We start from the raw sequence: 12,826 nt of genomic DNA on the forward strand, positions 1-12,826 counted from the left end.
AGCGCGCAGAGTTCCGTTATTTCCGTCGTCGTGAAACCTGTCGTATGATACATCCGTGGCGGTTCTTCTCGAGGGTTTTTATCGTAAACCAATCCGGAGCCTGTCAAGTTGTGTGTGTAAGTGCGTGGTCCTCGGGTGTTAGAGGTAGCGGTTGATTCGTTCGGGGAATGCGATGGAGAGCTGCTCGAGGGCTTTTCTCCAGTTCGTGACGACTTGTCCTTCGACGAGGCGTCCCTCGGCTCGACGTTCGGCGGCGGGGCGGCCGCGGTTGCGGGCTCGGTCGCGGGCGCGTTTGTCTTCGATGTCGCAGATCGCGAGCCAGAGCAGCTTGATCACGGCCGCGTCGGTGGGGAAGTGTCCGCGGTTCTTCGTGGCTTTGCGCAGCTGGAAGTTCAGCGACTCGATCGCGTTGGTCGTAGAGATCACCCGGCGGGCCTCGGGCGGGAACGCGTGGGAACGGTGTGAACCGTTCCCACGCGCTCTCGAACACGGCTCCCGCGTGCGGGTTCGCGCGTCCCAGCTCCGACGTCGTGAACGTGTCTAACGCTGTCCTGGCGGCGTCCGCGGTCGGCGCGTGATAGACCGGCTTCAGCGCGGCGGCGACGGCCTTGCGCTGCCCGTAAGCGACGAACCGCATGGCATTGCGGATCAGGTGCACGACGCAGGTCTGGACCATCGAGTCCGGCCAGGTCGCCTCGATCGCTTCCGGGAACCCGGTCAGGCCGTCGCAGCAGACGATGAGCACGTCGCGGACGCCGCGGTTCGCGAGTTCCGCGCAGACCGACGCCCAGAACTTCGCGCCCTCGGACTGCTGGACCCAAATCCCGAGGACGTGCTTGATGCCATCCATGTCGACGCCGACCGCGAGGTACGCGGCCTTGTTGCGCACGTGCCCGCCGTCGCGGACCTTCACGATCAGAGCGTCGAGGTAGATCACCGGAGAGAACGCTTCCAACGGCCGCGACTGCCAGGCGAGGACCTCGTCGGAGATCTCATCGACGATCTTCGAGATCGTCTCGCGCGAGAGCTCCGTGCCCACCGTCGCGGCAAGGTGATGCTCGATATCGCGGACAGTCATCCCACCCGCATACAGCGACACGATCATCTCGTCCAGCTGCGACAACCGCCGGCTGCCCGTCGGGACCAGCCGGAGCGTGAACGTGCCGTCGCGGTCCCGCGGGATCCGCAACTCGACGTCACCGACGTTCGTGGCCACCGTCTTCGGGAACGACCCGTTGCGGGAGTTCTCGTGAAACGCCGCGTCCGGGTCGCCCTTCTCATAGCCGACGTGCTCGGTCAGCTCAGCCTGCAAACCACGCTCGAGCCCCGACTTGATCAGCTGCTGGATCAGCCCGCCAGCGCCCTCCAACTCGACCTCGCCCGCGTCGATCCTCGCGAACAGGTCATCCATCACGCCCGACTCCACCAGACGCGAAGCACCCGCCTCCTGAGCCCTACGCCGCGCTTCCCGCGACACCCTATCAATAGCCAACAGAGTCAATCCTTCCGTCATGAGGCCCGCTCCTTACACACACCATCAGACACGCTCGTACCGCATCGACCTCCCGTTCTGAAAAATAGCGAGCTGTGGAGCTTTTCTTCTCTCAAATGGGAGCCGATGCCTCTGAATGACCCGCTCGAAACGGGCCTTATCAAAAACGCTCTCAGTGCACTCACGCGGGTGCGATCCACGCCATGATCCACGATGGCAGCCTCTGCCAGCCCCGGACACTCCAACCCACCACCGCCACCGCTTGACAAACCACAGAGGGACGCCGTATAAATCCTTAGAGTTCCTCCGTCTTCCCCCGACCGGACACAGCCGTAGAAGATTGCGGTGCTCACTATGGAGGGCTCGGTCATGACTGAGGAGATCAGGGGACGTCGGTCACGTCGTTCCCTTCTGATTATTTGTGTAAGTAGTGCGCTGTGCGCGTGGATGTTCGCGGGGGGTGGGCCGTCGGCTGCTACGGAATCAATTCGCAAGGGGCCGCAGCCGACGGTTCATTCACAACAGGCTTTTGCTCCAGAGGAGCATTTCACGTCGAAGTGGACTCGTGCGGATGCCAGCCAAATTAAACGGATGTCAAACCCGTCTGCCCCGCCGGGGGAAAACTCCATGCCGACCTCGTTGACAATGCCTACCGTTTCACAGGACTTCCCAGATATGTCAAACGGAAAAGTGTGGGTGTGGGATACCTGGCCCGTGACGGACGAAGACGGGAACCAGTATTCGGTGAACGGGTGGGAGATCATTTATTCGCTCGTCGCAGATCGCAGCCTCCGCTTCGATGAACGCCACACGTCCGCCAAGATCGGCTATTTCTACCGTCCAGCAAATCTTCCCGAGACTAAAAGGCCAAAGAATGGCGGTTGGACCTACGGTGGTCTCGTCTTCCGCGAGGGAGTGACAGGTGAGATCTTCTCCGACCGGTCCTTCAGCCATCAGACCGAGTGGTCAGGCTCCGCGCGCATATTCAAAGATGGTGAAGTCAAGCTATTTTTCACCGACGTCGCTTTTTATTGGGATGACGCTGGTCGGGACATCAAACCCTATGACCCCCGCATAGTCCTGAGCGTGGGTCACGTCCAGGCGGACGCTGACGGTGTCTCGTTCAGCGGATTCGATCATGTGAAGGAACTTCTCACGCCCGACGGTGTTTTTTATCAGAACGCACACCAACACCGCTATCTCAACTTTCGCGATCCCTTCACCTTCAAAGACCCAGCACACCCGGACGACACATATATGGTGTTCGAGGGGAACTCGGCCCTGTCTCGAGAAGAAGCTCGATGCACGAAGGACGATCTTGGCTACCGGGACGGTGATCCTTTTGCCGAGAGCGTTGACGCTGTCAATGAGTCTGGTGCCGCACACTATGTCGGTAACGTCGGATTGGCGAGGGCTAAGAATAAAGCGCTGACCGAGTGGGAATTTCTGCCACCCGTCCTGTCGGCGAACTGCGTCACCGATCAGACCGAGCGCCCTCAGTTTGTTTTCACAGGCGGAAAAGCGTATCTCTACACCATCAGTCACCGTCAAACGTTCGCCTCGGGGATGGACGGTCCGGAGGGCGTCTATGCTTTTGTCGGCAATGGTATCCGGAGCGATTTCCAACCATTGAACAGCGGTTCCGGACTTGCGCTCGGGAACCCCACAAACTTGAATTTCCCGGGTGGTAGGCCGTACTCACCCAACGACAATCAGCCGGCCGGCCAGTTCGCGGCGTACTCACATTACATCATGCCAGGAGGGCTCGTAGAGTCGTTCATCGACTCCGTGGGAACGAGCAGTCAATTCTCGCGCGGCGGCACTCTCGCTCCCACGGTAAAGATCAACGTCACCGGTGTGAATTCGACGGTTGACTACTCCTACGGAAACGATGGCCTCGGACGGTGGGCAGATATTCCTGCAAATATGCATCTGCTTACCCGAGGAGGGCGGTCCTGGACTGTTTCAGAGGAAGACATAAAGCAGACGAGGTCTTCCGTAGGCTCGCGGTTCGAGGAGTATTTTCAAGGAAATCCCGTTTTACGGAATGTAAGAGGGGCTACCGAGCGCTTCGTTGCGGAGCGCGGCCACTAGCCTCCGGTAAGCGCGCATCTGGGGATGCATATCGACTGCGCACAAATACCGAGTTGGTTCCCGCACGGCCGCTCGCCCTCGACCAGTTGCTCGATCGGCTGGAGGAGCGTTTCGCCCCCGAATGAGCCCCTACACCCCGATCTCCTGATACGCCGCGAACAGCAGCGATGTCTCCGGCCCCTGCAAGATACTCGGTCGGGCAATGTCATCGAGCACCACAAACCGCAGGATCCCCGCGCGCGACTTCTTGTCTCGCTGCATCGCGGCAAGAAGCGTCTCCCACCGGCCGAGAGGGTAGCTTGTCGGCAGGGTCAGCGACTCGAGCACACTGCGGTGACGGTCGACCGCCGCGTCGCTCAGCGTGCCGGTGAGGCGGGAAAGCTCGGCGGCAAAGACCATCCCGACCGAGATGGCGGCGCCGTGACGCCACTGGTAGCGCTCAGCATGCTCAATGGCATGCCCGAGGGTGTGGCCATAGTTCAGAATCTCGCGGACGCCCTGCTCCGTGAAGTCTTCGCCGACCACCCGCGCCTTGATCCCGATCGAGAGTTCGACCAGACGGCGGAATTCCTCGGACGCGGGATCCGTCGCACGCTCGACGTCCGACTCAATAATGTCGAGAATCTCGGGCTCGGCGATGAAGCCATATTTGACGATCTCGCCGAAGCCCGCAAGGATCTCGTTGCGCGGGAGGCTAGTGAGCACGTCGAGGTCGGCGACGACCGCTCGGGGCGCATGGAATGCTCCGACGAGATTCTTGCCCTCGGCCGTATTGATGCCGGTCTTGCCGCCGACAGCCGCGTCGACCATCCCGAGCACGGTCGTCGGGACCTGCACCAGGTCGACGCCCCGGAGCCAGGTGGCCGCGACGAAGCCAGCGAGGTCGGTGATCGCCCCGCCGCCGAAACCGACGACGACATCGGTGCGGGTGAAGTCAGACTGCCCCATCACCTGCCAGCAGAAAGCCGCGACTTCGACCCTCTTGGCGGCCTCCGCGTCGGGCACCTCGGCGAGCAGCACCTCATAGCGCTCAAGCAGGCTCTCGCGGATCTCGGCAGCGAGGACAGCGAGGGTCGGCGGGTGCACGATGAGCACCTTGGTCGCTCGGTGACCGATCGCATCGGCGAGTCCGTCAAGGAGTCCGCGTCCGACATGAATGTCGTAGCCGTTCTCTCCGCTGACGGTGAGGGCGGTGGTGGCGTCGTTCATGACTGTCTTCCGCTCGGGCAGCCCACGGCCGCCGGGTCCGATGGTGGTGCGGAGGAACTCTGCGCGCGCAGCCACTCCGCTATCTCAGCTGCGATCACTGTGATCGGCCGCCGGGAGGTGTCGATCACACTGTCGGCAAGTGCCTCGTAGATCGGGCGCCGCTGCTCCATGATCCGAGTCCAGTCCGCGATCCCACCGCGGACCAGGGGACGGGTGCCGGAGCCAAGACGCCCACGCACGGCGTCGGCGGTCGCGGTCAGAAGGACGACGGGGACGGAACCGAGATCGACGCGAGTCTCCGGGTCAAGGACCGCCCCCCCGCCGAGGCTCAGCACGGCGGAGCGCTGCAGGACTCTCGCAACGATGCTCCGCTCCTCCCGCCGGAAAGCGATCTCCCCATGTGCCTCGAAGTAGGCGGCGATCGGACCGTGTACCCGCACGAATTCGGCGTCGGAGTCGATGAACTCGGCGCTCAACGCTCGGGCGACCCGCTTGCCGATCGTCGTCTTGCCCGCACCCATGGGTCCGATGAGGACGAGACGGGAGCGGGCCGGGCCGGTATCGTGACCCGCCATCAGCGCGCCGCCGAGCAGCGCGGCATCACGCGAGACCGAGCGCCGGGTCGCTCGCGGCCACGGTACGCAGCTCCTCCGGGATGGCGGCGAGATACCCCTGCACGTTGCGGCGCGTCTCGTGCACGCTGTCCCCGCCGAACTTCTCGAGCACGGCGTTCGCGAGCACCAGGGCGACCATGGCCTCGGCGACGACGCCGGACGCAGGGACGGCGCACACGTCTGAACGCTGGTGCTGCGCTCCCGCCGCCTCGCCAGTGGCGATATCCACGGTCCGCAGAGCGTGCGGCACGGTCGCGATGGGCTTCATACCCGCGCGCACCCGCAGGACGGTGCCTGTGCTCATCCCGCCCTCCGTGCCGCCTGCTCGGTCGCTCGAACGCGCGATGCCATCCGGGCCCTGAAAAAGTTCGTCGTGCGCGTCGGAGCCGCGGCGCGTCGTCGTCAAGAACCCGTCCCCGACCTCGACGCCCTTGATGGCCTGGATGCCCATCAGAGCGGCGGCGAGCTGGGCGTCCAGACGCCGATCCCAGTGCACGTAGGAGCCGAGTCCAGGCGGGAGGTCGTAGGCAAGCACCTCGACGACCCCGCCGAGAGTCTCGCCGTCCTCATGCGCTCGGTCGACCTCGGCAACCATCAGGGCGCTCGTGGCAGCGTCGAGGCAGCGCAGCGGATCGGCGTCCAGCGCCTCGACATCAGCCGGCGTCGGCAGCGCCGAGCCCTCGGGCACGCGGACTGGCCCGATGGCGAGGGTGTGGCTGACAAGAGTGATGCCCAGCTCGCCGAGGAAACGGCGGGCGAAGGCGCCGAGCGCGACGCGGGCCGCGGTCTCTCGGGCGGAGGCGCGCTCGAGGACGTTCCGAGACTCCGGAAAGCCGTACTTTTGCATGCCGACAAGATCGGCGTGACCCGGACGCGGGCGGGTCAACGCAGCGCCGCGTCCCTTGGGCAGCGTCTCGGGATCACGGGGCTCGGCCGACATCACGTCGACCCAGCGCGGCCACTCCGTGTTCCCGATCCGTAGTGCGATGGGGCTGCCTATCGTGGCGCCGTGCCGAACGCCGGAGGAGATCGTCAGCTCGTCCTGCTCGAAGTTCATCCGGGCGCCGCGACCGTAGCCGAGCTTCCGGCGCGCCAAATCTGCGCGAATGTCGTCAAGGGAGACGGGGACGCCCGCCGGCAGTCCTTCGAGGACGGCGACGAGTTCGGGACCGTGGGATTCCCCGGCCGTGAGCCAACGGAGCATCCTCTAATTCTGACACACGCGCTCAGTCCAGCGGAGCCGCTGACACGGCGCGACGCATTGCGGACAGCACCTCATCCTCCTGAGCCAGCGGAACACCGGGGTCCCCCCCGACGAAGATGCGCACCTGCACGAGCGCCTGATGCAGCAGCATGCCCAGGCCCGAGACGACCGGTGAACCGATCACCCCCCATCGTCGGGCGAGTGCGCTCGGCCACGGAGAATAAGCGACGTCGAAGAGCGTCGAGGCCGCGACGACCGCATCGGGCACGTCGAGCCCATCGGTGGCGCCACCGGGGAGCGTCGAGATCACCAGCGGAGCAGGCTCCCCCGCGCCCCACTCGGCGAAGGACCGGACCTCGAGCACGAGACCGAGGGCAGCGGCGACCGGAGCCAGGGCAGCGGCTTTCGCGGGTGTCCGCGCCGTGACGACAGCGCGGGTCGCACCCAGCTCGGCAGCGGCGGCCAGAGCGGAGGCGGCGGTTGCGCCCGCGCCCAGAATCTCGACCCTCTCGGCGGTGACGACGCCCACCTCGCCCAGGGCGCGCACGATCCCCGCCACATCGGTATTGAAGCCGCGGAGCACGGGGGCCGCGCCGGATCTGTCGACCAGCACCGTGTTCACCGCGCCGGTCGTGCGCGCGATGAGATCCTCTTCGGCGAGCAGCGGCCGCACGGCCTGCTTGAGCGGCATCGTCAGCGAGAGACCATGCCAGGAGGAGCCTTCGACGACCGCGGTCAGCGTCGCCTCGGTCGTCTCGACCGCCGTGTACGTCCAGTCCAGGCCGAGCACTCGATAGGCCGCGAGATGCAGCGCCGGTGACTTCGAGTGCGCGATCGGCGAGCCGAGGACACCGAGCCGATACCCGGCGGCCGTCACTGATACTCCGGGTGGTCCCGCATCCAGGCCTGCCACTGAGCGACGGCCGCGGTGTGCTCAGCGTCCGTCGTCGAGTACACCGTCTCTCCCGTCTGGAGGTTCACGGTGACGAAGTACATCCATGTGCCCTCGGCGGGCCGCAGGGCCGCGGCAATGGCGACGTCACCGGGGTTCGAGATCGGCGCGGGCGGCAGTCCGTCGTGCTGATACGTGTTGTAGGGATTGTTCACGTCATCACGCTCCGCGTCGGTCGTTGCGACGCGGTCCGTGGCTCCGGTGCCGTAGGCGACCGTCGCGTCCGACTGCAAGCGCCAGCCCTGGTCGATCCGATTCTGGAACACCCGCGCGACCTTGGGGAAGTCCGCCGCAATGCGGGCCTCACGCTGAATGAGGGAGGCGAAGACAACCACCCGATAGCGGTCATCGACCGGCACACCGGCCTGGTCGAGTGCCTTGTACATCCGGTCGACGAGCGCCTTCAGGATGTCGTGGGCCGGGGTCGAGGGCTGGATGTCGTACGTCGCCGGGAACAGGAAACCCTCGAGGCTCGTCGCCCCGGCGGGGAGCCCGAACGAGCCCCAGTCGGCAGCGGCGGTCTCGAGGTCGGCCAGCGCGACACCGGTGCCGTCCGCAATCAGGGGAAGCGCCGCCTTCAACGCCGTTCCCTCGGGAATGACGAACGTATTGGCGAGTCGAGTGGAGTCGGCGTCAAGCAGAGCCGACAGGGCCGCTTGAGCGCTCATCTCAGCCTTGAGTGAATAGGCGCCGGGCTGGAAGACCGGCTCCGGGCTCCTGGTGAGCAGCAGATTGTAGAACGGACCGTACGACTTGATGACACCGTCCGAGACAAGGTTGTTGGCGATATCGCTGCCGACGTCGCCCTGGTGGATCGTGAACAGAACTTCGCTCGTGCCCGTGCCGGAGTAGTCCGTGGGCTCGGGCGCGGCGAACAGACCCCGGACGGGCTCGATGAAGATGGTGACGGCAATCGCCACGAGTGCTGCGAAAACGCCGAAGGCGAGGAGCCCGCCGATCAGGCCACGGCGGCTGCGACGCTTCTTCGCGCCGCGGGTCCTGCGGGAGCCGCGGCGCCGGGAGGCCGCGACGTCCTGATCGGTTGCGACCGCTTTGCCGCGGCCTCTCGCCTCCGGAACCTCGGGTCCAGTGAAGAGGCGGTGGAGTTGATCGTGCACCGCATTCTCAGTCGGCGCCTGCTCCGGGTTCGAGGGTGGCGGAGTCGACCGCGCGGACTCTGCGGCGCGGGCGTCGCGGCGGCTCGGGGGGACGTCGGTCACGTAGAGGTCCTTCGTTCGGTTCGAGCGCCAACGGTGCCGGAGGGCCGCCCGAGCGTTCGGAATCGATGGCATGCTGCAGGATCACCACGGCGGCGACCTGGTCGATCACGGCACGGGAGCCGCGTGTGCTGCGTCCGGAGCGGTGCAGAGCGCTCTGGGCGGTCACCGTCGACAGTCGCTCGTCGACGAGCCGGACCGCGGCGGTTGGTACCGCCTCGGCCAGCCGTCGGGCGAAGCCACGTGCGTCCTGGGTAGAGGCCGTCTCTGCCCCGGAGAGCGACAACGGCAATCCGACAATGATCGCTTGAGCATCGTACTCGGCCGCGAGGTGAACGATCCTGGTGATGTCCGACGAATCCCCTTCGTCACTCGAGCGCGCGACGGTCTCGATCGGCACGGCGAGCAAACCGTCGGCGTCGCAGCGGGCGACCCCGATTCGGGAGCGACCAACGTCGATCCCGAGCCTGACGCCGAACCGCACCACTCAGTTCGTCGCTTCCTGCGCCACGGCCTCGAGGGCCGCGCCGATCATCGAGACGTCTGACCCTCCACCCTGCGCGAGGTCGTCCTTACCGCCGCCACCGCCGCCGAGAATCCCGGCGGCCCGCTTCGCGAGTGCTCCGGCGCGGCGACCCTGGTCCCGGGCGGCCTGGTTGGTCGCGACGATGATGGCCGGCTTGCCCGCGACGTCGGCCGCAAGGGCGACGACCGCTGGATCCTGGCCCAGCCGCTCACGGACGGAGACGACCAGCGAACGCAGCTCGTCCGTCGATCCGGCGCTACCGATGCTCTCGGCAATGACGGTGATGCCGTTCACGGAGCGTCGTGTCGCGGCGATCGCCGGGACGCGATCGGCAAGGGCCTTGGCCTCGAAAGCGGCGATGCGTTTCTCGGCGGCCTTGAGGCTGGCTACGAGCTCGCCGATGCGCTCCGGGAGCTGCTCGCGCGGCGTCTTCAGCGAGGACGAAATCGTGCTGACCAGGGCGCGCTCAGCGGCCAATTCCTGGAAAGCCTCGCGGCCTACGAGCGACTCCACGCGGCGGTTCGTGGAGCCGACGGACGACTCGCTCACCAGGCTGATCAGACCCACCTCCGCCGAGCGCCCGACGTGGGTGCCCGCGCAGAGTTCGCGCGACCACGGTCCACCAATGTCGACAACACGCACGACATCGCCGTACTTCTCGCCGAAGAGCGCCATCGCGCCGAGTGCTTTCGCCTCGTCGAGCGGCAGTTCGCGGGTGACGACCTCGAGATTGTCGCGGATAGCGGTATTAGCGATGTCCTCGATCTCGCTGCGCGTCTCGAGCGAGAGGGCCTGATTCCACGAGAAGTCGAGGCGGAGGTAGCCGGCCTTGTTGTAGGAGCCGGACTGGTGCGCCTGCGGGCCGAGCACCTGCCGCAGCGCAGCGTGGATCAGGTGGGTGCCCGAATGCGCCTGCTGAGCGCCCCGACGCCAGTCGCGATCGACGACGGAGGTGGCGGCGTCGCCCACTCCGACCTCGCCGCTGGCTACCTGCACCCTGTGGCTGATGAGTCCCTTGACCGGCTTCTGCACGTCGAGCACCTCGAGGTCGAAGCCAGAGCCGATGATGCGGCCAGCATCCGCCTCCTGCCCACCCGACTCGGCGTAGAGCGACGTGGCCTCGAGAATCACCTCGGCGATGTCGCCAGCCACGGCCGTCGAGACGGCGCGACCGCCGACGATGAGGCCCACGATCCGCGACTGCGTGTCGAGCACGTCGTAGCCCGTGAAGAGCGTCTCGCCCTGCGCGCGGAAGTCGGCGTAGACCGAGAGGTCGGCCAACGCCGACTTCTTCGCCCTGGCATCGGCCTTCGCTCGGGTGCGCTGCGCGGTCATTAGCGAGTCGAACGCCTCGCGGTCAACCGAGAGACCCGACTCCTCCGCGATCTCGAGGGTGAGGTCGATCGGAAAGCCGAAAGTGTCGTGCAGGAGGAACGCGGTGTCCCCGGGCAGCGTCGACTCCCGGGCCTTCTTGGTCGTGAGCACGGCGAGGTCGAGGATCTCGGTTCCCGAGGCGAGCGTGCGGAGGAACGCCTCCTCCTCGCCGTAGGCACTGGTCGACAGGCGCTCGAACTCGATGGAGACCTCCGGATATGCGGCCGCCATTGCATCGCGCGAAGCAGTGAAGAGCTCGGGGAATGTGGCCGCGTCGACTCCCAGCAAGCGCATAGCGCGCACCGTCCGACGCATCAGGCGGCGGAGGATGTAGCCGCGCCCCTCATTCGAGGGCGTCACGCCGTCCGAGAGCAGCATCAGCGAGGAGCGGACATGGTCGGCGATGACGCGCATCCGCACGTCGTCCTCATGGACGGCGCCGTAGCGACGGCCGGAGAGTTCGGCAGCGCGGTCGAGGACCGGGCGTACCTGATCGATCTCGTACATGTTCTCGACACCCTGCTTGAGGAACGCGACGCGCTCGAGGCCCATGCCGGTGTCGATGTTCTTGCGCGGCAGCTCGCCAAGGATCTCGAAGTCGACCTTGCTCGTCCCCGCCCCGCGGAGGTACTGCATAAAGACAAGGTTCCAGATTTCGACGTAGCGGTCGTCGTCTGTGGCAGGACCACCGTCTCTCCCATAGGCGGGCCCGCGATCGAAGAAGATTTCGGAGCAGGGGCCTGCCGGCCCGGGCTGGCCGGTGGACCAGTAGTTAGTCTCCCTGTCCAGGCGCTGGATCCGCTCGTCGGGCAGGCCCGCGATCTTCTTCCACAGCCTGATGGCCTCGTCGTCGTCCTTGTAGACGGTGACCCAGAGGTCCTTCTCATCGAAGCCGAAGCCGCCGTCGCTTTCGGCGCCGGTAAGCAGCTCCCAGGCGTAGCCGATCGCGCCCTCCTTGAAGTAGTCCCCGAACGAGAAGTTGCCGTTCATCTGGAAGAACGTGCCGTGACGCGGGGTCTTGCCGACCTCCTCGATGTCATTGGTGCGGATGCACTTCTGCACGCTCGTCGCGCGAGGATACGGCGCCGGCACCACTCCGGTGAGATACGGCACGAACGGCACCATTCCCGCGACTGTGAAGAGGAGACTCGGGTCGTCGCTGACCAGGGATGCGGACGGGACCACGGTGTGACCGCGGCTCCCGAAATAATCGAGCCAGCGGGTGCGGATATCTGCGGTCTGCATGGGTTCCGTTACGGTTCGGTCGGTGACGACGCGGATGTCGGGCGGCGGGGCATCAGCCCTCGCCGATGGCAGCTTTCAATTCGGCCTCGCGCTGGTGGTAACCCTCGGAGACGGCCTCGCCGAGTTCCTTCGCCGTGCGGTTGAGGTCGGCGAACAGGCGAGCACCCGTCTCCGTGCGCGAGATCTGGTGGGCGACCGCGAATCCGAGGCCGATCCCGATGACAATCAGGAGGATGTTCTTCACGGGTGTTCCTTCCACGGCGGGCGCGAGGGCGCGACGGTCCGTTCGATTCTAGAGCGCGGTCCCCAGGCTACTTCGAGGGCGCACGCTTCGAGCGCTTCGCCGCGGTTCGTCCGACGGCGGCACCAGCCTTGTCGGCGGTTCGGCCGGCGACGAGCACGGCCCGGACTCCGGCGGTGAACCCCGCCAGCTTGATCAGTGGTCCGCCGATGGTCGCAGCCGTGAGGGCGACAAGCGCATTGACGTTACCCGTGACCTCAGCCACGTCCTTCGTGATCGTGTCGACCCGCGCCAGCTGCTGATTCGCCTCGCGAAGGGTGGAGGCCGACTCGTCGAGGATGGGGGTCAGGCCGTCACTGGCCTGCTTGATGGCCTCGCTCGTGCTGTCGAAAACCCGTCCGAGCTTCCAGAGCGGAATCGCGGCAATCGCGACCAGGATCGCGAACACCCCCGCGGCGATAAGCCCTGCGATGTCTCCACCGGACACGGTGACCTCCGTTCGACGCCAGATGCGGCACTCCAGCCTACCGACGGCGCGCAGAGGGGACGCCACCCGCGCGACGCCCCGTTACTTTGTTCATGCCCGCTGGGAAGTGGTTCTGGTGGGTGGCCTGCTGGGCTCGGCATGATCGTGTGCCCCCTGTCGTTCGTATGATCT

The 12,826-nt window shown here is 65.9% G+C and carries 10 protein-coding genes and 1 pseudogene; 1 reads left to right on the forward strand and 10 read right to left on the reverse strand.

Annotated features, from left to right (window positions below; genetic code table 11):
- Nucleotides 1–138: 138 nt before the first annotated feature.
- A pseudogene (locus B0H03_RS15530) lies at nt 139–1,411 on the reverse strand (IS256 family transposase).
- A 450-nt stretch (nt 1,412–1,861) separates the two neighbouring features.
- Between B0H03_RS15530 and B0H03_RS15535 the strand changes: the two are divergent.
- On the forward strand, nt 1,862–3,586 hold the full coding sequence (locus B0H03_RS15535; RefSeq protein ID WP_104354248.1) for a glycoside hydrolase family 68 protein: 1,725 nt from the start codon (nt 1,862–1,864) through the stop codon (nt 3,584–3,586).
- A gap of 129 nt (nt 3,587–3,715) precedes the next feature.
- Here the strand turns inward: B0H03_RS15535 and aroB are convergent, their stop codons facing one another.
- The 9 genes from aroB to B0H03_RS15580 form a co-directional block, all read right to left on the reverse strand.
- Complete coding sequence (gene aroB, locus B0H03_RS15540) at nt 3,716–4,795, reverse strand: 3-dehydroquinate synthase (RefSeq protein ID WP_104264159.1); 1,080 nt, start codon at nt 4,793–4,795, stop codon at nt 3,716–3,718.
- Complete coding sequence (locus B0H03_RS15545; RefSeq protein WP_104264158.1) at nt 4,792–5,370, reverse strand: shikimate kinase; 579 nt, start codon at nt 5,368–5,370, stop codon at nt 4,792–4,794. Before B0H03_RS15545 ends, aroB begins: the two co-directional genes overlap by 4 nt.
- Nucleotides 5,371–5,395: 25 nt before the next feature.
- On the reverse strand, nt 5,396–6,613 hold the full coding sequence (gene aroC, locus B0H03_RS15550) for a chorismate synthase (RefSeq protein WP_104264157.1): 1,218 nt from the start codon (nt 6,611–6,613) through the stop codon (nt 5,396–5,398).
- Between the two features lie 22 nt (nt 6,614–6,635).
- Complete coding sequence (locus B0H03_RS15555; RefSeq protein ID WP_104354247.1) at nt 6,636–7,490, reverse strand: shikimate dehydrogenase family protein; 855 nt, start codon at nt 7,488–7,490, stop codon at nt 6,636–6,638.
- Nucleotides 7,487–8,785: an endolytic transglycosylase MltG gene (mltG, locus tag B0H03_RS15560; RefSeq protein ID WP_160487413.1), complete on the reverse strand. Its 1,299-nt coding sequence runs from the start codon at nt 8,783–8,785 to the stop codon at nt 7,487–7,489. Before mltG ends, B0H03_RS15555 begins: the two co-directional genes overlap by 4 nt.
- On the reverse strand, nt 8,691–9,266 hold the full coding sequence (ruvX, locus tag B0H03_RS15565; RefSeq protein ID WP_104264164.1) for a Holliday junction resolvase RuvX: 576 nt from the start codon (nt 9,264–9,266) through the stop codon (nt 8,691–8,693). Before ruvX ends, mltG begins: the two co-directional genes overlap by 95 nt.
- 3 nt (nt 9,267–9,269) lie before the next feature.
- Entirely contained in the window at nt 9,270–11,927 is a 2,658-nt protein-coding gene (alaS, locus tag B0H03_RS15570; RefSeq protein WP_104264154.1) for an alanine--tRNA ligase, read from the reverse strand.
- A gap of 52 nt (nt 11,928–11,979) precedes the next feature.
- Nucleotides 11,980–12,171: a hypothetical protein gene (locus tag B0H03_RS15575; RefSeq protein WP_104264153.1), complete on the reverse strand. Its 192-nt coding sequence runs from the start codon at nt 12,169–12,171 to the stop codon at nt 11,980–11,982.
- Between the two features lie 67 nt (nt 12,172–12,238).
- Nucleotides 12,239–12,655 carry a DUF948 domain-containing protein gene (locus B0H03_RS15580; RefSeq protein WP_104264152.1) on the reverse strand — a complete coding sequence of 139 codons (417 nt, stop codon included), beginning with the start codon at nt 12,653–12,655 and terminating at the stop codon, nt 12,239–12,241.
- Nucleotides 12,656–12,826: the final 171 nt, after the last annotated feature.

The sequence above is a fragment of the Rathayibacter iranicus NCPPB 2253 = VKM Ac-1602 genome (assembly GCF_003149025.1).
Classification (GTDB): Bacteria; Actinomycetota; Actinomycetes; order Actinomycetales; family Microbacteriaceae; genus Rathayibacter; species Rathayibacter iranicus.

Coding starts and splice junctions, on each gene's coding strand:
- B0H03_RS15545 (WP_104264158.1), bottom strand. CDS start 5,370: ATGGCGGGTCACGATACCGGCCCGGCCCGCTCCCGTCTCGTCCTCATC.
- B0H03_RS15535 (WP_104354248.1), top strand. CDS start 1,862: ATGACTGAGGAGATCAGGGGACGTCGGTCACGTCGTTCCCTTCTGATT.
- alaS (WP_104264154.1), bottom strand. CDS start 11,927: ATGCAGACCGCAGATATCCGCACCCGCTGGCTCGATTATTTCGGGAGC.
- aroC (WP_104264157.1), bottom strand. CDS start 6,613: ATGCTCCGTTGGCTCACGGCCGGGGAATCCCACGGTCCCGAACTCGTC.
- aroB (WP_104264159.1), bottom strand. CDS start 4,795: ATGAACGACGCCACCACCGCCCTCACCGTCAGCGGAGAGAACGGCTAC.